Annotated in this window: 16 protein-coding genes; 8 read left to right on the top strand and 8 right to left on the bottom strand. The window is 75.0% G+C overall.

Features of this window, described 5'->3' with window-relative positions:
- Window positions 1–35: 35 nt before the first annotated feature.
- The 4 genes from WAA21_RS04945 to WAA21_RS04930 form a co-directional block, all read right to left on the bottom strand.
- On the bottom strand, window positions 36–1,337 hold the full coding sequence (locus tag WAA21_RS04945; protein ID WP_336921658.1) for an ABC transporter permease: 1,302 nt from the start codon (window positions 1,335–1,337) through the stop codon (window positions 36–38).
- Window positions 1,334–2,050: an ABC transporter ATP-binding protein gene (locus tag WAA21_RS04940; RefSeq protein ID WP_336921657.1), complete on the bottom strand. Its 717-nt coding sequence runs from the start codon at window positions 2,048–2,050 to the stop codon at window positions 1,334–1,336. Before WAA21_RS04940 ends, WAA21_RS04945 begins: the two co-directional genes overlap by 4 nt.
- A 78-nt stretch (window positions 2,051–2,128) precedes the next feature.
- The gene (locus WAA21_RS04935) at window positions 2,129–3,040 is read right to left on the bottom strand and encodes a hypothetical protein (protein ID WP_336921656.1); all 912 of its coding nucleotides are present in this window, start codon (window positions 3,038–3,040) and stop codon (window positions 2,129–2,131) included.
- Between the two features lie 171 nt (window positions 3,041–3,211).
- Window positions 3,212–5,350 (bottom strand): glycogen debranching N-terminal domain-containing protein, encoded by a 2,139-nt coding sequence (locus WAA21_RS04930; protein ID WP_336921655.1) that lies wholly within the window; start codon window positions 5,348–5,350, stop codon window positions 3,212–3,214.
- Window positions 5,351–5,485: 135 nt separating this feature from the next.
- On the opposite strand from WAA21_RS04930, the gene WAA21_RS04925 reads away from it, so the two are divergent.
- From WAA21_RS04925 to WAA21_RS04895, 7 genes are all read left to right on the top strand, one after another.
- Window positions 5,486–6,532: a LacI family DNA-binding transcriptional regulator gene (locus WAA21_RS04925; protein WP_336921654.1), complete on the top strand. Its 1,047-nt coding sequence runs from the start codon at window positions 5,486–5,488 to the stop codon at window positions 6,530–6,532.
- Window positions 6,533–6,633: 101 nt separating this feature from the next.
- Window positions 6,634–7,947, top strand: coding sequence for a sugar ABC transporter substrate-binding protein (locus WAA21_RS04920; RefSeq protein WP_336921653.1), 1,314 nt, complete (start codon window positions 6,634–6,636; stop codon window positions 7,945–7,947).
- Window positions 7,948–8,016: 69 nt separating this feature from the next.
- The gene (locus WAA21_RS04915) at window positions 8,017–9,243 is read left to right on the top strand and encodes a carbohydrate ABC transporter permease (protein WP_336921652.1); all 1,227 of its coding nucleotides are present in this window, start codon (window positions 8,017–8,019) and stop codon (window positions 9,241–9,243) included.
- The gene (locus WAA21_RS04910) at window positions 9,240–10,145 is read left to right on the top strand and encodes a carbohydrate ABC transporter permease (protein ID WP_336921651.1); all 906 of its coding nucleotides are present in this window, start codon (window positions 9,240–9,242) and stop codon (window positions 10,143–10,145) included. Before WAA21_RS04915 ends, WAA21_RS04910 begins: the two co-directional genes overlap by 4 nt.
- A gap of 148 nt (window positions 10,146–10,293) precedes the next feature.
- Entirely contained in the window at window positions 10,294–10,869 is a 576-nt protein-coding gene (locus WAA21_RS04905) for a YceI family protein (RefSeq protein ID WP_336921650.1), read from the top strand.
- Between the two features lie 123 nt (window positions 10,870–10,992).
- Window positions 10,993–11,493 (top strand): DUF805 domain-containing protein, encoded by a 501-nt coding sequence (locus tag WAA21_RS04900; protein WP_336921649.1) that lies wholly within the window; start codon window positions 10,993–10,995, stop codon window positions 11,491–11,493.
- Window positions 11,494–11,651: 158 nt separating this feature from the next.
- On the top strand, window positions 11,652–12,200 hold the full coding sequence (locus WAA21_RS04895) for a DUF805 domain-containing protein (protein ID WP_336921648.1): 549 nt from the start codon (window positions 11,652–11,654) through the stop codon (window positions 12,198–12,200).
- 13 nt (window positions 12,201–12,213) lie between these two features.
- On the opposite strand, the gene WAA21_RS04890 is transcribed toward WAA21_RS04895, so the two are convergent.
- From WAA21_RS04890 to WAA21_RS04880, 3 genes are all read right to left on the bottom strand, one after another.
- On the bottom strand, window positions 12,214–13,278 hold the full coding sequence (locus WAA21_RS04890) for a Gfo/Idh/MocA family protein (RefSeq protein ID WP_336921647.1): 1,065 nt from the start codon (window positions 13,276–13,278) through the stop codon (window positions 12,214–12,216).
- Window positions 13,279–13,365: 87 nt separating this feature from the next.
- Window positions 13,366–15,498 (bottom strand): prolyl oligopeptidase family serine peptidase, encoded by a 2,133-nt coding sequence (locus tag WAA21_RS04885; protein WP_442893228.1) that lies wholly within the window; start codon window positions 15,496–15,498, stop codon window positions 13,366–13,368.
- A gap of 57 nt (window positions 15,499–15,555) precedes the next feature.
- Window positions 15,556–16,155, bottom strand: a complete 600-nt coding sequence (locus tag WAA21_RS04880) for a LysE/ArgO family amino acid transporter (protein ID WP_336921645.1) — start codon at window positions 16,153–16,155, stop codon at window positions 15,556–15,558.
- A gap of 82 nt (window positions 16,156–16,237) precedes the next feature.
- Here WAA21_RS04880 and WAA21_RS04875 point away from each other — a divergent pair, with 82 nt between their 5' ends.
- Window positions 16,238–17,194, top strand: coding sequence for an ArgP/LysG family DNA-binding transcriptional regulator (locus tag WAA21_RS04875; protein WP_336921644.1), 957 nt, complete (start codon window positions 16,238–16,240; stop codon window positions 17,192–17,194).
- 208 nt (window positions 17,195–17,402) lie between these two features.
- Here the strand turns inward: WAA21_RS04875 and WAA21_RS04870 are convergent.
- The coding region (locus WAA21_RS04870) for a cytochrome c oxidase assembly protein (protein ID WP_336921643.1) at window positions 17,403–19,459 on the bottom strand (2,057 nt) is incomplete at its 5' end.

The following is a 19,459-nucleotide window of genomic DNA, read 5'->3' as shown; positions in this document are numbered from 1 at the left end:
GAGCCGTCACCGTCCTGTCGGCCTCAGTCGTGCCCTCACTCGTACCGCAGCGCGTCGATCGGCTGCTGCCGGGCCGCGCGTCGAGCCGGGAGCGTACCGGCGACGAACGCGATCCCGACGATCAGTGCGACCACCCCGAGCAGCGACTCCGGCCGGAACAGCAGCACGTCGAGACCGCCGAGGGACGCGAGCGGACCCGCCGCGAGGGCCGAGCTGAGGCCGGTGCCGACGCCCACGGCGACGACCACGCCGAGCACGCTGCCGAGCAGGCCGAGGAACGCCGCCTCGAGGCTGAACAGACCGAAGACACGGCCGTTGCTCATGCCGAGCGCCTTCATGAGGCCGATCTCGCGCGTCCGCTCCTGCACGCTCATGAGCAGCGTGTTGACGATGCCGAACGCAGCAGCGACGAGCGCGACGACCGCGAAGGCGTTGAGCACCCCGGTGATGCCCGCGATGACGGTCGTGACGAGGCCGAGCTGGTCGGACACCGTCTGCGCGCTCATGTCGAGCTCCGCGACGTCGTCCTTGATGGCCTGGACGGCGTCGTCGTCGAGCGAGGCGTCGAAGCGGGCCGTCGCCACCGCGTACAGCGGTCGCTGGTCGACCCCGGCCGCCTGCAGCCCTGCGAGCTCGTCGACGAGCGCCGTGCTCGCGCCGCCGCCCCCGCCGAGCAGGCTCGGGTTCGTGACGCCCACGAGCTCGGCCTCCACCTCGTGCTGCTCGCCGAGCACGTCGGTGACGGCGAGCACGACCGTCTCGCCCACCGCGTCCTCCGCGTCGGCGAAGCCGAGCGGCTCGACGTACTCCTCGGGCAGCAGCACCTGGCGGGCGTCGCCGTCGGTGTCGAGCTGAGCGCCCGCGGCCAGGTCGGCGCGGGCGATGGACGCCGTCGGGGCGATGCTCAGCTGGTAGCGCTGGTCGTCGCCGCCGTCCACGGGCCGCACGTAGTCGACGGCGGTGGACCGGACGGGCTCGATGTCCGACAGTCCGTCGACCTGGGCGAGCTCGTCGAGCGCCGCCTCGGTGAGCGAGCCGCCGGCCCCGGCGCCCGGCAACGGCGAGGCCGCCTGCCCGCCCGTGGGAGTGGACGTGTCGGGGTCGTAGGCGGCCGGGCCGTCGGACGTGTCCTGCGCCGCCGCGGTCACGACGAGGACGTCGTCGGCGCCGAGGGAGTCCACCTGCCGGGTCACGTAGTCGGTGACGCCCGCGCCCAGCGCGGTCGTGAGGGTGAGGGTGAAGGCGCCCACGAACAGCGCGAGCACCGTGAGCGTGGTGCGCAGCCGGCTGCGGAACGTGTTGGCGACGGCCGAGCGGACGAGGTCGGTGGTCCTCACGCCGCCACCTCCTCGTGCGCGTGCAGGCGGCCGTCCCGGACGAGGACCCGGCGGTCGCAGCGCGCCGCGAGCTCCTCGTCGTGCGTGACGACGACGAGGGTGATGCCGCGCTCGCGGTTGAGGGCGAACAGCTCGTCGGCCACGAGGGCCCCGGTCGTGCTGTCGAGGTTGCCGGTCGGCTCGTCGGCGAAGAGCACGTCCGGCTCGGTGACGAGCGCGCGCGCGATGACGACGCGCTGCTTCTGCCCGCCCGACAGCGCGGTCGCCCTGTTGCCGGCCTTGTCGGCGAGCTGCAGCTGCTCGAGCACCGCCGTGCCGCGGCGGCGGCGCTCCGCCGTCGGCACTCCGGCGATGGTGAGCGGCAGCACGACGTTGTCGAGCACCGTCGCGCTCGGCACGAGGAAGAACTGCTGGAAGACGAAGCCGAAGCGCTCGTTGCGCAGCCGACCGACCTGTGTCGGGCGCAGGTCCGTGGCGTCCTGGCCGTCGACCAGCAGCCGGCCCTCGTCGGGCCGGTCGAGCAGGGCGAGGACGTGCATGAGCGTCGACTTGCCGGAACCGGACTTGCCGACGACGGCGAGGGACTCGCCGGTGCGGACGTCGAGGCTGACGTCGTCGAGGGCCTGGAAGCGGCTGCTGCCGCTCCCGTACCACTTGGACACGTGCTCCAGGCGGATTAGGGGCCGCACGGGTGGAGAGGCAGGAGTTGTCATGCGGGTAACTGTAGGGCGCTATTGCAGTTACTGCAATAACTTTCTTACGCCGCCGCCACAACGACACCGCGACACCCCTCACGCGGCGTCCCGCACTCCGCCGACGCGTCGGCGGTGTCGTCGTGGTGCGGGCACGACGCGTTGGGCCACCGCGCCCAGCACCTGCTCCGCGACCCAGGCCGGCCGACGGAGCACGTGCTCGAAGGCGAACCGACGCGTCAGCCAGCCCGCCGCCTGCAGCTCGTCGTGACGCGCCAGGTCGCGGGCGAAGGCCCGTCGGGTGCCGTGGACGCCGTAGCCGTCCGCCTCGAGGGCGACCCGACGGTCTGGGTCGCCGAGGTCGACGACGGCGAGCAGCCCGGGCCCCGTCACGACGAGCTGCGGGATGAAGCCGCGCAGGCCGGTGCCGAGGACGACGGCCCGCAGCGCCGACTCGAACGGGTTCGCGGCCCGACCGTCCGCGAGCCGGACGACACGTCGAGCGGCGACGGCACCCGTCGTCCGCGTCACGTCGGCGAGGGCGCACAGCTCCTCGCGCCGCACGTGGCCGGCACGCAGCGCCGAGTCCGCCACCGCAAGGGCCGCAGGCAGCGGCAGGGTCCGTGCGCAGTCGAGCACGGTGCGCAGCGGCGAGGTCACGCCCGCCGCGAGCTCCGCCTCGTCCAGCGTCGTCGCGAACCACCGCGTGCCTGGCAGATCGCCGTGCTTGTGCCCGCGAGGCAGCGTGAGGTGCAGCCGGTCCGGCTGGTGGAGCACGCCCCAGCCGTGGTGGACCGCCGCGCTCAGGTGCGACAGGCACCCCCGCGCGCCGTGGGCGGCGGCCAGCTGCTCGTCCAGGCCGGGCAAGCCGTACCGGTTACGACCGAGGCGCACTACCGCGCCCGAGGCGACCGCCCGGCGCAGGGCGTGGCGCCCCGTCAGCCGGACGACGCGCCGGTACGGCGCCACGCCTCCTGCGGCGGCGAGCACCTGGGTCGGGGACAGCGGCACCGGCCCACTGTCGCGGGCGGCGCGGCGCCGTGACGGGCCTCGTCCACAGGCGGCCCAGCTGTCCACAGCCCGCGCGCCGCCACGGCGACACCACCGACCGCGCGGGCGGCCACGCAGGACGCGTCACGGGCATCGGCGATGTCGTCGTGGCGGCGGCAGCTCGCCCAGGGCTCAGCGCCAGGTGACCTCCGCCGCGCCCGCGTCGTCGACGGCCACCGCGAGCGGGTCGCCGCCCGCGCGCAGGCCCTCGACGACCGTGGCGCCGAGCGGCCACGGCGCGACCGGCGAGGCCGACACGTGCCCGGCGGGGACGTCGACGGACAGGCCGAGCACCGAGGACAGCAGCGTCACCGCCGCGGCCGCGGACCACGCCTGGGGCCGGCACGCCGCGGGGTAGGGGACCGGCACAGGGTGGGCCGAGCGCGCGTCGCCCGCGAACAGCTCCGGCGGACGGCCGTCGAAGGCGTGCAGCGACGCGAGCAGCGCCTCGGCGACCGGCGCCACCTCCGCACGGCCCTCCGCCGCGAGGCCCGCGAGGCAGATCGCGGTGTCGTGCGGCCACACCGACCCCACGTGGTACCCGGTGGGGCTGTACCCGGCCGCCGCGCTCGACATGGTGCGGATGCCGAAGCCGCTCAGCATGTCCGGTGCGACCAGGCGGCGCGCCACGGCGTCGACGCCGTCGGCGTCGAGCAGGCCGGTCCCGAGCAGGTGGCCGACGTTGCTCGTGAGCGACACGACCGGCCGCTTGTCGCCGTCGAGGGCGATGGCGGGGAACGGCCCGACCGCGTCCTCGACCCAGAACCGCCGCGCGAACTCTGCGCGCAGCCGTCCGGCCCACTCGCGGTAGCGGTCGGTGCCGCCACGGCCGAAGCGCTCGAGCAGGTCCGCGCCGCGCAGCGCGGCGGCGTAGGCGTAGCCCTGGACCTCGCACAGCGCGACGGGCGGGTGCGCGAGCGAGCCGTCGACCCGGCGGACGGCGTCCCCGGAGTCCTTCCACCCCTGGTTCGAGAGGCCGTGCCCGGACGTGTCGACGTACTCCAGCAGGTGGTCGCCGTCGGCGTCGCCGTGCTCCACGAGCCAGGTAAGCGCGCCCTCCAGCGCCGGCAGCAGCGGCGCGACCTCGTCGTCGCCCAGACCCCAGCGGTGCGCGTCGTGGAGGGTGAGCGCCCACAGCGGGGTCGCGTCGATCGTGCCGTAGTAGACCGGCGGCAGGGACCGGTCGGCCGAGCCGACGACGTGCGCCTCGGCCGCGAGGTGGAAGGCCTGGCCGCGCACCTCGTGGAGGATCTTGCCGGGCTCCTCGGCCGTGTCGGGGTCGACGCCGCGGCCCTGCCGGCGGGCGAGCACCCGCAGGGTCGAGGCGGCCAGCTCGGTGCCGAGCGGCAGCAGCATGCGCGCCGCCCACAGGGAGTCACGACCGAAGAGCGTGAGGAACCACGGCGCGCCCGCGGCGAGGAACTCCTCGTCGCGGGCGTCCGCGGTCGCCAGGCGCAGCAGCCGCAGGTCGGCGACGGCCTGCTCGACGACGGGCGCGAGCCGCCGGTCCGCGCTGCGCAGCTCCGGGGCCGCCCAGGTGGCCGGCCGCGCCGGGCTCACGACGACCGCGTGGTCGTCGGCGAGCGAGACGAGGAGCTCGCGCGCCACCGTCCCGCCCGGCGCGACCTGCACGCGCCAGCGGACCACGACGACCGGCTCGGGCCCGTCGTGCTCGACCCGCGCCTCCGCGCCGTGCGCGCGCAGCCCGACCCGCACGGCGCCGTCGCGCCACACGAGCTCCGGGCCGACCTCGGTGGGCGGCGTCGCGGTGCCGCTGCGACCGGCCTTGACGTCGTCGAGGGGGGTGAGGTCGACCGCGACCCGCAGCTCGACGTCGCACTCGACGGCGCTCGTGGCGGTCGAGACGAGCGCGACCTGCTCACGGAGGAGCCCCGGCTCGACCTCGCGCCGGCGCTCGACCCGCACGGTGGGGTCGGGGCCCGGGTCGCCGAGACCCCGGGCGACGCCGAGGAAGACGTGCGCGTCCCCGCCGTCACCGTGGTGCCCGACGGGTGCGGGCTCCTCGCCGCCGACGGTCAGGACGCAGCGGGCGAGCATGCGGCGGTCGGCGTGCAGCACACCCTGCACGCCGCCGCGGCGGACCTGCCCGTCGGCGCCGGACCACGCCTGGGTCGGCGCCGCGAGCACGAGGACGAGGTCGTGCAGCCACGGCTGGCGGAGCGCTGTCCCGGTCGCAGGCGACCCCGTCGACGTCGCCGTCGTCCTGTCCCCCGTCGTGCCGTCCCCGTCGACGGCGTGCACCTGGCCCACGCTCCTCACCCTCTCCCAGCAGCCGCCGGGTGACACGGCGACGATCGTCGATATATGTTTTGAGCGCTCAAAGTTGAGCGCTCAAACCGTAGCGGTCCGCTCGAGGGGCCGCCAGGTCCGTGCGAGGAGGCCGGGATGACGACGGACGTGCCCCGCGCCCGCGGTGACCGCGCCGCCCAGGGACCCACGCTGGAGACCGTCGCCGCCCTCGCGGGCGTGTCGCGCCAGACCGTCTCCAACGCCCTGCACCGGCCGGACCGGCTCGCGCCCGCCACGCGGGACAAGGTGATGGCCGCCGTGCGCGAGACCGGCTACCGGCCCTCGCTGGCGGCCCGGCAGCTCGCGACGAGGCGGGCGCACGCGATCGCGGTGCGCGCCGACCAGCCGCAGGACGGCATCTCGGGCCTCGTGCTCGACGCGTTCTTCCACGGCCTCGCCGAGGCCGGGCAGCGCCACGGCTACCGCGTCGTGCTGTACGCGCAGCAGCCGGACGAGGCGGCGGAGCTCGCGCTCGTCGACGACGTCATCGCCGGCGGCGCCGCGGACGCCGTCGTGCTGACCGCGACCAACGTCCACGACTCCCGGCCGGCGGGCCTCGCCGCCTCGGGCGTGACGTTCTGCGCGTTCGGGCGACCGTGGGGCGTCGACGAGCCGCCGCACGACTGGGTCGACGTCGACGGCGCGCTCGGCACGGCGGCAGCCACGGAGCACGCCGTCGCCCGCGGTGCCCGTCGCGTCGGCTTCCTCGGCTGGCCCGACGACGCCGCGACCGGGCGCGACCGGCGCGAGGGGTGGGCGCGGACCGTGGCGGAGCGCGCGCTCGGCGAACCGGTCGAGGTGACCTGCGAGAACGACACGGACGCCGCCGAGCGCTGCACCACCGCCCTGCTCGCCCGCGACGCCGGGCTGGACGCCCTCGTCTGCGCGAGCGACACCCTGGCCCTCGGCGCGCACCGCGCGGCCCAGGCCGCCGGGCGGCGCCTGCTCGTCGTCGGCTTCGACGCCACGCCCGTCGCGGCGGCGCTGGGGCTGCCGAGCGTCGCGCAGCCCGTGCGCGAGGCCGCCCACACGTGCCTGGAGCTCCTCCTGCCCCGGCTGCGCGGGGAGGACCCGCCCCCGCGCGGGGTCCTGCTCGCCCCGACGCTCGCGGTGCCCCGCGGCGGCCCCGCCGGGGGGTGGTGAGCGGCTCCTCCCGTCACCGAGACGCGACCGGACCGGACCGGACGCCGTCCGCGCCGTCGAACCCGCACCACACCGGACCACCACGAAGGAGTGACACCGACATGAGTCCCACCCTGACCCGTGCGGCGCGACCGCGCCGCGTCGCCTACCTCGCGCTCGCCGTCGCCGGGGTGACCGCGCTCGCCGCGTGCGGCGGCAGCGGCTTCGAGGACGACCCCGCCGCCGAGGGCGGCGACGACGCCGGCGGTGGTGCCTCCGCGCCCGCCGGCGAGGCCGCCGGCGAGGTGGAGGGCGCCGAGCTGCAGGTCCTCATCGCCTCCAGCGGCGAGGCCGAGACCCAGGCCGTCACCGAGGCCGCCCAGGCGTGGGCGGACGAGAACGGCGCCACCGTCGAGGTGCTGCCCGCGCAGGACATCACGCAGGAGCTGTCGCAGGGCTTCGCCGCCGGCGACCCGCCGGACCTTTTCTACGTCGACGCGGGCGCCTTCGGCGACTACGCCGCCAACGGCAACCTGTACCCCTACGCCGAGCAGCTCGCCGACAACGAGGACTTCTACCCCTCGCTGCGCCAGGCGTTCACCTACGAGGGCACGCAGTACTGCGCCCCGAAGGACTTCTCCACGCTCGCCCTGCAGATCAACACGGCCGCTTGGGAGGCCGCCGGGCTCACCGACGAGGACATCCCCAGCACGTGGGAGGAGCTGCAGGCGGTGGCCGAGCAGCTCACGACCGACGACCAGGCCGGCCTCGTCATCGGCCAGGGCCGCGACCGCGCCGGTGCGTTCCTCGTGCAGAACGGCGGCTGGTGGCTGGACCCCGAGACCGGCGAGGTGACGGCGACGAGCGAGGCGAACGTCGAGGCGCTGCAGTACGTGCAGGGCCTGCTCGAGAGCGGCGTCGCGGTGCTGCCGGCCGAGGTCGACTCCGGGTGGGGCGGCGAGGCGTTCGGGACCGAGCGCGCCGCCATGACCATGGAGGGCAACTGGATCCGCGGGGCCATGAGCAACGACTACCCCGACGTGGAGTACACGGTCGTGGAGCTCCCCGAGGGCCCGGCCGGCAAGGGCACCCTGCAGTTCACGCAGTGCTGGGGCATCGCGGCGGAGTCGCCGGACCAGGCGGCCGCCGTCAGCCTCGTCGAGCACCTCACGTCGCCGGAGCAGCAGATCGCCTTCGCCGAGGCGTTCGGCGTCATGCCGAGCCGCCAGGCCGCGGAGGAGGAGTACGTCGCCGCCTTCCCCGACGACGCCCCTTTCATCGCCGGTGGCGAGTACGGCCAGGGCCCGGTCAACCAGCCCGGCCTCCAGCCTGCGCTCGCCGACCTCGACTCCCAGCTCGCGCAGCTGGAGACGACCGCGCCGGAGCAGATCCTCGAGTCGTTCCAGACCAACGCCGAGGCCGCGCTCCAGCAGTGACCCACCGGCCGGTCGGTCCCGCCCGGGACCGGCCGGCCCGCACCGCACCACCGGCCTCGAGGAGGAGCCATGGCCCACGGCGTGCAGCAGCGAGCCGCCGACGACAGCCGGGCGGCGGACCCGTCCCGGCCCGCCCGCCCGCCCGACCGCCGCAGGGGCGGCATCAACGGCCGACAGGGCCTGGCCGGCTGGCTGTTCGTGACCCCCACGGTCGTCGTGCTCGGCCTCTTCCTCTTCGTGCCCATCGTCATGGCGCTGTGGGTCTCGGTGAGCGACTGGACGGGCCGCGGCAGCCCGTTCTCCTCGCAGGTCGGCTTCGTGGGCCTCGACAACTACGCGCAGCTGTTCACCGAGCCCGGGCTCACGCGCAGCGACTTCATGACGAGCATCCGCAACAACATCTACTACGTGCTGCTCGTCGTGCCGGCGCAGACCGTGCTCGCGCTCTTCCTCGCGACGGTCCTCAACAACCAGCTGCTGAAGGCGCGCGGCTTCTTCCGCAGCGCCTTCTACTTCCCCTCGGTGACGAGCTCGGTGGCGATCAGCCTCGTCTTCCTCTTCCTCTTCACCGGCACCGGGGCGGTCAACACCGTGCTCGGCTGGTTCGGCATCGACGCGCCGACGTGGTTCTCCGACGCGCGCGGCCTGCTGCACCTGTTGGGCGACGGGCTCGGGCTGTGGGAGACGGGCTCGCCCCCGGAGGCGCTCACCGGTACCCAGGTGCTCGGCCTCTCGCTGTGGGAGTGGCTCGCCGGCCCCAGCGTGGCCCTGTGCGTGATCATCATCCTCGTCGTCTGGACCACGACGGGCACGTTCCTCCTCATGTTCCTCGCCGCGCTGCAGGACGTCCCGGTCGAGGTCGAGGAGGCGGCCCTGGTCGACGGGGCCAACCGCTGGCAGCGCTTCCGCGCCGTCACGCTGCCGCACCTGCGACCGACCGTGCTCCTCGTGCTGACTCTCGGCCTCATCGGCACGTGGCAGGTCTTCGACCAGATCTACGTGATGTCGCAGGGGGCACCGGCCAAGACGACGCTCACCCCGGCCTACCTGTCGTACTTCTACGCCTTCGAGTCGTTCCAGTGGGGCATCGCGGCGGCCATGTCGTTCGTGCTCTTCGCGATCATCTTCGTCCTCACGACACTGCAGCGCTGGCTGTTCCGCGACAAGGACGCCATCGCCCAGCGCAGGGCGGACCGGCGTCGCCGCAAGCAGCGCAAGGGCCCCCACGAGAGCCAGGCGTGGGGCCTGCAGCACGCCAACACCTCGACCAGCCAGACCGGAGGAGGAGTCGCATGAGCGTCGTCGCCGGCCGCAACGCGGAGGAGGCCACGGGCCGTGTCGAGGGGGGCACCCGCCCCGGACGGCGGACGGCGCGCAGCCGCGTCGCCCTCCTGCTCGGCTACGCCGTCCTCATCCTGTTCTCGCTCATCTACCTGTACCCGTTCGTCATCCAGCTCGTCACGGGCTTCAAGACGGACGCCGACGCCGTCGCCAACCCGCTGGCGCTCGTGCCGTCGCCGTTCACGACGGAGGCCTTCGCCGAGCTGCGACGCGCCGACTTCCCGCTGTGGGCGCTCAACTCCACGGTCGTGGCGGTCCTGGTGACGGCGGGGCGGGTGTTCTTCAACTCCCTCGCCGGCTACGCGCTCGCCCGCATCAGGTTCAAGGGCCGCGACGCCGTCTTCACCGCGGTCCTCGCCGTGCTCGCGGTGCCCGGCGTCATCCTGCTGATCCCGAAGTTCCTCGTGCTCAATCAGCTCGGGATCTACGACACCTACACCGCGCTCGTCGTCCCGCTGCTCGTCGACGCCGCCGGCGTCTTCATCATGAAGCAGTTCTTCGAGTCCATCCCGGTCTCGGTCGAGGAGGCCGCGCGCATCGACGGCGCGAGCACCTTCCGGATCTTCTGGTCGGTGGTCCTGCCGATGGCGCGCCCGGCGCTCATCACGGTCACGATCCTGTCCTTCCAGGGGTCGTGGAACGAGCTGCCGCACTTCATCGTCGCCAGCCGCGACCCGGACCTGTACACCCTGACGAAGGGCGTCGCGAACCTCACGAGCGGGCAGCTGGGATCCGGTCAGCAGTACCCGGTGACCATGCTGGCAGCGCTGCTCATGACGATCCCCGTGGCGGTCGTCTTCATCGTCTTCCAGCGCTACTTCGTCCGCGGCGGGACGGCGGGGGCGGAGAAGGGCTGAGCCCGACCGGCGGTGCCCAGGCTCCACGCGCGCGAGCCCGGCGGGGTGGCCGTCCGGGTGACGGTCGTGCGGGGCCCGGGGAATAGGACGAGTTGCTTTACGCTTCAACCTCACGTCCTGACATGCACCACCGCCCTGGGAGCACAGCATGACCGACACCATCGAGACCACGCCGGCGATCGCCGACCTCACCGGTACCTACACGATCGACGCCTCGCACACCCGCGTCGGGTTCACCGCCCGCCACGCGATGGTGACGAACGTGCGCGGCCACTTCTCCGACGTCGAGGGCACCGTGACCGTCGACGCCGCGAACCCGCAGAACAGCTCCGCCTCCGTGACGGTGCAGATCGCGTCGGTGAGCACCGGCTCCGCCGACCGCGACGCCCACCTGCGCTCGGGCGACTTCTTCGACGCGGAGACCTACCCGACCATGACCTTCCGCTCCACCGGCGTGGAGGACGTGGACGTGGCCGACGGCACCTTCGTCCTCGTCGGCGACCTCACCATCAAGGACGTGACCAAGCCCGTCCGCATCGAGCTCACCTTCGACGGCTCGGCCAAGGACCCCTTCGGCAACCTCCGCGCCGGCTTCGAGGGCAAGGCCGTCGTCAACCGCAAGGACTGGGGCCTCACGTGGAACGCCGCGCTCGAGACCGGCGGCGTCCTCGTCTCCGAGAAGATCAAGCTCGACTTCGACGTGTCGCTCGTCCGCAACGCCTGACGGCTCCGGCCGCCGCCCCGAGGGCGGGCACGCACCGGTGACCGGTCGTGCCCGCCCTCGCGCATTCGGAGCAGGGCCCCGGTTACCGCCTCGGGGCAGGGGCGGAACTGCTTGCATGACCGCGTGGGACAGCAGTGGCCGGACGCCCTCTCATCGGCGCTGAGTCGCTACGGGGACTTCTCCGGCCGCTCGCGACGACGGGACTACTGGCTCTTCGTGGCGTCCTACAGCGCGCTCACCGTCCCCACGTGGACGATCGGGTGGTCGCTGATCGCGGGAGCCGTGGTCGTGTGGGCCGCCGAGGTCACGGTTCTGGCCGCCTGGTGGGTGCTCGTGGCGACGACGCTCTCCCTCGCCCTGCTCGTGCCGTCCTACGCCCTGGCGGCCCGCAGGCTGCAGGACCTCGGCCGCAGTCCCGTGTGGCTGCTCCTCAACGTCGTGCCGTACGCGAACTACTACGTGGTGTACCTGTGCGCGCTCGACGGGACGCCCGGCGCGAACCAGTACGGCCCGGACCCGAAGGGCAGGTCGTACGCGCCACAGCCCTACCTGTCCTCGCCGTCGCCCTGGCCGAGCTCTCCGCCGCAGCCGTACCCGCCCTGGCTCCACCGGCCCCCGGCCTGACCTCGCGTACCCCGGGTCCGGCACGCCCCGTCACCGGCGCCCACGCCGCTCACGCGTCCGGGGGACGTGCCGACGAACCGCCTCCGAGCCGGCGCTCCGGCTGCTGGGATGAGCACGGTCCGACCGGGCTCGCCGGTCGCCACAGCAGGGGGTACCCCGTGTCGTTCGGTCAGGCCGTCTCCTCCGCGCTGCGCCGGTACGCGACCTTCACCGGTCGTGCGCGCCGCTCGGAGTTCTGGTTCTTCTACCTGTTCTTCGTCCTGGTGTACGGCGCGCCGTACCTGGCCGGCACCGTCGTGCTCGCTGCGGGCACCGACCCGCTGACGGGTGAGCCGACGCGCTCCGCGGCGGCCGTCGGGCTGCTCCTGATGGGGGTGGCCGTCCTCATCGGCCTCGCGCTGACCATCCCGACGCTCGCCGCGACGGTCCGCCGGCTGCACGACACCGGCCGCAGCGGCTTCTGGTACTTCATCGGCTTCGTGCCGTTCGTCGGCGGGCTCGTCCTGCTCGTCATGCTCGTGCAGCCGTCGCAGCCGCATCCCAACGAGCACGGTCCCGACCCGACCGCACCGGCGCCATGGTCGCCGCCGGTGCCGGGCGGCGCGCCAGCCGCGTGGCAGCCGCAGGCGTCCTACGCCCCGCCCGTCGTCGACCACGGCTACGTGCCGGGCCGCACGATCGTGCCGGGGTCCGGTCGAAGGGCCTAGGGCCCGCTGACCGTCACAGCACGTCGCGGTCCTCGTCGTGCTGCACGCCGAGCGCATGCAGCGCCTCCTCGAGCACGCCCATGACGGCGAGGGTGTCGTCGAGCGGCATGACCTCGGACTCGGTGAGACCGGCGCGCAGGCAGCGGTGGACCTCGTCCAGCTCGTGGGCGTAGCCGGTGCCGCGCGCCGGCGCCGTGACCTCCTGCGACTCCTCGACCGAGCGGCCGTCCCGGCGGCGGTGCACGACGAGGCGACCGGGGTGGTGGAACCGGGGCGGCACCTCGAGCCAACCCTCGCTGCCGAACACGGCGGCCACACCGGGCAGCGGCGACAACAGCGAGCACTGCGCGACGCCGTGGCGGCCGTCGTCGCCGGCGGTCCGCCACAGCACGGTCGCCTCGGCGTCCACGCCGTTGTCGGCGCGCGTCCCCGCGACCTCGACGGACGCGGGCGTGCCGCCGAGGACCATCTGCAGCCACGACACGGGGTACACGCCGAGGTCGAGCAGCGCCCCGCCGCCCTGCGCGGGGTCCCACAACCGGTCGCCGGCGTCGAACGGCACCCGCAGCCCGAGGTCGGCGCGCACCGAGCGGACCTCGCCGACCGCACCCTCGGCGAGCAGCTCGCGCATGCGCACGACGGTCGGCTGGAAGCGGGTCCACATCGCCTCCATGACGAAGCGCCCGCGGGCGCGCGCCGCGTCGACCACCTCGCGGGAGCCCTCGAGCGTGCACGTGAACGCCTTCTCCACGAGCAGGTGCTTGCCGCGCTCGAGCGCCGCGAGCGCGACCTGGTGGTGCTGGCGGTGCGGCGTGGCGACGTACACGACGTCGACGTCCGGGTCCTCGAGCAGCTCGAGGTACGACCCGTACGCCACGGGGGCGCCGTGGCGGTCGGCGAAGTCACGCGCGCGGTCGGCGCTGCGCGAGGCGACGGCGTGCAGCACCCCGTCGGCGGCGCACTGCTCGCGCAGGTCGGTCATCACCCCCTCGGCGATGCGCCCCGCGCCGATCACGCCCCAGCGGACGGGACGGTCGGCGACGGGCTCGAAGGACGGTTCCTGCGGCTGCGCGGTCACACGCTCAGGCTTCCACGCCCCGGGGGGCCCGCCGTCCGCGGCGTGCCCGGGCGCCCGGCCGGGAGCCGGCCGGGCGCCCCGCGGCGATCAGCGAAGGAGCTCCGGCGTCACCCACTCCTCACCCAGCACGTGGTGGGCGAGGAACGCGAAGACGGTCTGGTACCAGACGGTCGAGTGGTTGGGCGTGAGGATCCAGTGGTTCTCGTCGGGGAAGTAGAGGAACTTGTGCGGCAGGTTCCCCTGGTCGTCGGTGTCCTTGCTCGCGAGGTCCCACCACAGCCGCAGCGCCTCGCCGATCGGCACGCGGTAGTCCTTGTCGCCGTGGATGACGAGCGTCGGCGTCACCCAGTGCTCGACGTGGCGGTGCGGGCTGTGGTGCTCGGTCATCTCGGGGCTCATCTCGCGCTCCCAGTAGTGCGCGGCGTCCGTCGTGGCCGCGAACTGGTCGAGCGCGTACAGCGACGCGTGCGTGACGATCGCCCGGAAGCGGTCGGTGTGCCCGCCCACCCAGTTCGCCATGTAGCCGCCGAAGCTGCCGCCCATCGCCGCGGTGCGGGTCGCGTCGACGGCCTCGTGCGCCTCCGCGGCGTCGGTGACCGCGAGCAGGTCGGTGTAGGGCGCGTCGCCCCACCGCCCCCAGCCGCGGCGGATGAACTCCAGGCCGTACCCGGTCGACAGGGCGGGGTCCGGCAGCAGCACGGCGTACCCGCGCGCGACCGCGAGCCACGGGTTCCACCGCCAGCTCCACGCGTTCCACGACCCGAGCGGACCGCCGTGGATCCACAGCAGCAGCGGCGCGGGACGGTCCGCGTCGGCGGTGTCGGGCAGGCACAGCCACGCCCGGACGGGCGTGCCGTCCTCGCCGGTCGCCGTCACCTCCTCCACCCGGCCCGGCACGACCGGGGCGGGCACGGGCCCGCGCAGCAGGGTGGGCGTCTGGTGGGGGGTGACCGGGTCGAGCCGCACCGGCGCGGGCGGGGCGTCGACCGCGGCGCGCAGCGCGTACACGTGCCGGCCGTCGCGCGACACGACGACGTCGGAGTACGCGGCGTCGTCACCGGTCAGCTGGGTGACCTCGCCCGAGGCGACCTCGACGCGGAACACGGGCGCGCGGCCGTCGGAGTCGGCGGTGACGAGCAGCGCCTGCCCGTCCGGCGTCCACACGGGACGGTGCGACCACCGGTCCCAGCCCGGGGCCACCTCGCGGACCTCGACCGTCCCGTCACCGTCGTCGCCGTCCTCGCCGGGGCGCCCGAGCGGCGCGACGGCGAGGCGGTAGTCGCCCGGGTCGTCCGGCGTCGAGCGGCGGTAGACCTGCAGCGCGACGGTCGAGCCGTCCGGGCTGATGGTCGGCATCTCGTACTCGTGGTCGACGTCGGACAGCAGCGTGCGTCGCCGCCCGGAGGCGAGGTCGACGCTCACGAGGGAGAACCGGCTGACGGCCCGGCCCTCGATGGTGTCCCACGTGGTGACGGCGGTCCGACCGTCCGCCGTCACGTCGACGACCGCGTGCCGCAGGCCGTGGCCGACGTGACCGACCACCTGGCGCAGCTCCAGCTCCGGCTCGGTGCCGGTGGCGTCGAGCCGGCCGGCGAGCAGCCGCGGCGCGTCCGGGCCGAGGTCGCCGTCCCAGTACCGGACCGGGTACGCCTCGTGGAGGATCGCGGTGACCTTGCCGTCCTTGCGGGCCTTGCGGCGCTCCTCGTCGCTCTCCGCGGTGTCGTCGGCGCCGGGCAGCGTCGCGCTCGTCACGACGACGTCGCCGGAGTCGCGGGCGAGCGCGGCGACGTCCAGGCCGCCGGGGCGGGTCGCGACGACCGAGGCCTCGCCGCCGCCGGCCGGCAGGGCCCACAGCGCCGCGGGACCGTCGTCGTCGCCCTTGCTGTCCGGGTCCGGCCGCGCCGAGGTGAACAGCAGCGTCCCGTCGGAGGTGAAGCCGCCGAGCCGCTCGCCCTTCGCGCTGCGGGTGAGGCGCCGGGCCGGGCGCTCGCCCGTGGGGTCGACCTCCCACAGCGCGCCGACGAAGCGGTTCGCCTCGGGGTTGAGCGTCTGCAGGGCGGTGACGAGGCGGGTGCCGTCCGGTGAGAGCGCGAGCCCGCCGACCCGCGGCAGCGCCTGGTAGGCGTCGAGGTCGGCGAAGGGGCTCGTGCCCTCGCCCGGCTCCCCGGAGGCGCCCGAGGTGTCTGTGATGTCCGTCGTGGAGTCCGTCACGGCGGTCATGCTCGCACGCACCCCGGACACGGCCGCGGGGCGTCGGACGCCCGCCCCGCCGACCGCTCAGCCGACGACGAGGCCGACGGCGAGCACCACCATGACGACGGCGACGAGCCCGTCGAGCACGCGCCAGGCCCCCGGGCGCGCGAACACGGGCCGCAGCAGCCGCGCCCCGAACCCGAGCGCGGAGAACCACAGCAGGCTGCCGAGGACCGCGCCGCCCGCGAAGGCGACGCGCGCGTCGCCCCACGACTGGGCCACGGAGCCGAGCAGCACCACCGTGTCGAGGTACACGTGCGGGTTGAGCCACGTGAGGGCGACCGCCGTGCCGACGACGGGCAGCAGGCCCGCGGGTGGGGCGCCGTCGGCCGCCTCGAGCCGGCCCGGGTGCAGGGCCCGGCGCGCGGCGAGGACCGCGTAGGCGAGCAGGAACGCCGCGCCGCCCCAGCGGAACACCTCGACGAGGACGGGTACCGCCTCGATGAGGGCTCCGGCCCCGAGGACGCCCGCGGTGATGAGCACGGCGTCCGACACCGCGCAGACAGCGACGACCGCCGCGACGTGCTCCCCGCGCAGGCCCTGGCGCAGCACGAAGGCGTTCTGCGCGCCGATGGCGACGATGAGGGAGAGGCCCAGCCCGAGGCCGGCGAGGACGGCGGTCACGGCACCGACGGTAGGTCGACGGCGCCGATACAGACCAGCTCATGTTTCTGCAGGTGGTGAAGCGTTGCTTCATCATGTGATCATGGCGCTCGACCTGGACGGCACCCACCTCCGCTCCTTCGCCGCAGCCGTCGGGACCGGGAGCCTCGAGGCGGCCGCCGAGGCACTGCACGTCACGCCGTCGGCCATGAGCCAACGCCTGCGGGCGCTGGAGAACGCCGTGGGGCAGGTGCTGCTCGTGCGCAGCCGCCCGCTGCGGCCGACGCCGTCCGGCGAGGTGGTCCTCCGCCTGGCCCGGCAGGTCCTCGCCCTGCAGGACGAGGCCGCCGCCGAGCTGGGTGCGGGCGATGCCGGGACGGCTGCCGGCTCCGCTCCGGTGGTCGCCGTCGCCGTCAACGCCGACTCGCTGGCGACGTGGGTGCTGCCCGCGCTCGCGCCGCTGCTCGCGGGCACCGCACCCGACGGCGTCCTGCTCGACCTGTACCGCGCCGACCAGGACCGCACGCACCTGCTGCTGCGCGACGGCACGGTGACGGGCGCCGTCACCTCGCGGGCGGAGCCTGCCCCCGGCTGCCGGTCCAGACCGCTCGGCCGGATGCGGTACCGCGCCATGGCGAGCGCCGCGTGGGTCGAGCAGTGGTTCGCGGACGCGGGCCGGACGGCCCTCACGGACGCGGCGGTGGTGCTGACCCGGGCACCGATGGTGCGTTACGACTGCGACGACGACCTGCAGCACGTGGTCCTGCGTCGCGCCGGCACGACGACGGAGCCCCCGACGCACCTGGTCCCCGCAACCGGGGAGCACCTCGCCGCCGTGGGGCTGGGGCTCGGCTGGGGGATGGTGCCCGACGTCCGGCACGGTCGTCCGCTCGGCGCCCCGGACGGTCTGGTCCCGCTGCCCCTGCCCGGGGACACCGGGACGGTCGAGGTGGCGCTGCACTGGCAGTCGTGGCGGCTGCGCTCGCCGGCGCTCGAGCGGGTCGGCGACGCCCTCGCCGCGGCGGCCGACGACCGGCTGTTCCCGGCGGCAGGCGCCTGACCGCCCCCGGTGGGGAGGTGTAACGCCCGTCGGGCGTAGCGGTCGGCAGGCGGCGTGGCGGTTGGCAGGCGACGTGGCGCTTGGCAGGCGGCGTGGTCGCGATCCAGGCGCTGCGCGGGCTGGATCGCAGCCGCTGCGCCTGCCAAGGGCCGAAGCGCCTGCCAACCCAGGGGGTCGGGTCCGCGAGCCGCGGGGGACCACGGACGCGTCAGGAGCGGCGGTCGGCCTCGCCGAGCCGCGCGAGCATCTCGTTGTACGCGCGCAGGTCCGCGTCGTCGTCGCGGGCGGCCTTGCGGTCGCGGCGACGGGCCTCACGGGTGTCGTCGGCCACCCAGCGGATCGCGACGAGCACGGCGACGAGGATCGTCGGGACCTCCCCGACCCCCCACGCGAGCGCGGCGCCGTAGCGCTGGTCGGCGAGCGGGTCGCGGCCCCAGCCCCGGTCGGCGGCGACGGTCTGCCAGTACTCCGGCTGCAGCACCTGGGTCGCGTCCATGAGGGAGATGCTGAAGAAAGCGTGGAAGGCGATCGTCGCGAAGAGGATGAGCAGCCGCAGCGGGTACGGCGTGCGCCGCACGCCGGGGTCGGTGCCGACGAGCGACCACACGAACAGGTAGCCCGTGAGCAGGAAGTGCACGTGCATCGCCTCGTGCCCGTAGTGCGTCCGCAGGGCGATGCCGAACAGCGGCGAGTAGTAGAACGCCACGAGGCTGCCCGCGAAGAGCGTGGCCGCCGCGACGGGGTGGGTGAGGAACCGCGTGACGGGCGCGTGCAGCCCCCACAGCAGCCACTCCCGCGCGCCGCGCGAGCCGTCGGCGCGGGGGCGCAGCGCCCGCAGCGCGAGCGTGACGGGCGCGGCGGGCACGAGCAGCAGCGGCGCCACCATGCTCATCGTCATGTGCTGGAGCATGTGCGCGCTGAACAGCCACCGCCCGTACGTCGACAGCCCCGAGCTCGTGACGAGGAGCACCACCGCCAGGCCCGCGAGCCACAGCAGCGTGCGCCACACCGGCCACGCGTCGCCCCGGCGGTGCAGGCGCCGAACGCCCAGGAGGTAGCCGGCGCCGAGCAGCGCGACGACGAGGACCCACAGCAGGTCCGGCCGCCACTCGGTGAGCAGCCGGAGCGGGGTCTGCGGCGGCGGTGTCGCGTAGCCGACGAGCACCTCGGCGGGGCTCCACCGCGCCGGGGCCTCCGTGTCGGACACGGGCGGCGACGTGCCGGCGAGCGCGACGGCCACCCCGACCGTCGTCGCCATCACGAGCAGCTCGACGGCGACCAGGCGCCAGAACGACCGTGCCCCGCCGTCGGCCAGGCGCGGGAGGACGGCGCGGCGGTGGGCCCAGCCGATGCCGACGAGCACGGCGACGAGGACGGTCTTCGCGAGCAGCAGCGCGCCGTAGCGCGAGAGCAGGTCCCCCGGGGCGGCGAGCCGGGTCGTCGCGTTCGCGAGACCCGACAGCGACACGAGGACGACGGAGGCGAGCGCGAGCGGCGACCAGCGCCCGACGGCGGAGGCCAGCGCGGCACCCTCGAGCCGGCCCCGCAGGGCCACGAGCGCGAGCAGGCCGCCGACCCACACACCGGTGCCGAGCAGGTGCAGGCCCATCGCCGTCACCGCGGTCTCGTGCCCCTCGGCGCTGCCGGAGTGCCCGAGCAGCGCGACGGGCAGGACGCCCGCGAGGACGAGCACGAGCGCGAGCGCGCTGCTGCGCGGGCCGGTCGCCCCCGCGGCGACGGTCGCGGCGGCGGCCGCGAGCAGGACCGTCGCGAGCAGCGACTGCCCCACCTCGAAGCCGGTGAGGAAGCCACCGAGCTCGGCCCCGAACTCCGGCGCGGTGGGCGGGGTACCCGACACGCTCGCGTACGTCAGGACGAGGACGCCGAGCGCCGCGAGCGCCCACACCGCGGCGCCGGCGGTCGCGACGTGACGACCCCGCGCGGCCGCCGGGGACTCGACGGGCAGCACGGCGCACACGAGCACCATCGCCCCGACGGCGAGCGCGAGGGCGAGGTCGTGGACCGCCTCCACCGCCGGCAGGCCCCACCGGACGAGCGCGCCCGGGTCCGCGAGGCGGGTCGCCTCGCGTGGGGACAGCAGGACGGCCACCACCCCCGCGGCCACCACGGCCCCGACGAGGACGAGGACGAGCGGCACGCGGGTCGCGGGCCGGGCGGGCACGCTCGTCCCGCCGCCGCGACCGCTCGGGGCGCCGTCCGTGCCGCCGGAGCCCGGCGCGGCGCCCGCCGACGCGGCGGCCGGGG

Origin of the sequence: Aquipuribacter sp. SD81 (assembly GCF_037153975.1) — a bacterium.
Classification (GTDB): Bacteria; Actinomycetota; Actinomycetes; order Actinomycetales; family JBBAYJ01; genus Aquipuribacter.
The sequence above is the reverse complement of the archived record's forward strand: the minus strand, read 5'-3'. Positions and strand labels throughout refer to the sequence as shown.

Coding starts and splice junctions, on each gene's coding strand:
- WAA21_RS04920 (WP_336921653.1), top strand. CDS start 6,634: ATGAGTCCCACCCTGACCCGTGCGGCGCGACCGCGCCGCGTCGCCTAC.
- WAA21_RS04875 (WP_336921644.1), top strand. CDS start 16,238: ATGGCGCTCGACCTGGACGGCACCCACCTCCGCTCCTTCGCCGCAGCC.
- WAA21_RS04915 (WP_336921652.1), top strand. CDS start 8,017: ATGGCCCACGGCGTGCAGCAGCGAGCCGCCGACGACAGCCGGGCGGCG.
- WAA21_RS04925 (WP_336921654.1), top strand. CDS start 5,486: ATGACGACGGACGTGCCCCGCGCCCGCGGTGACCGCGCCGCCCAGGGA.
- WAA21_RS04885 (WP_442893228.1), bottom strand. CDS start 15,498: ATGACCGCCGTGACGGACTCCACGACGGACATCACAGACACCTCGGGC.
- WAA21_RS04910 (WP_336921651.1), top strand. CDS start 9,240: ATGAGCGTCGTCGCCGGCCGCAACGCGGAGGAGGCCACGGGCCGTGTC.
- WAA21_RS04905 (WP_336921650.1), top strand. CDS start 10,294: ATGACCGACACCATCGAGACCACGCCGGCGATCGCCGACCTCACCGGT.
- WAA21_RS04940 (WP_336921657.1), bottom strand. CDS start 2,050: ATGACAACTCCTGCCTCTCCACCCGTGCGGCCCCTAATCCGCCTGGAG.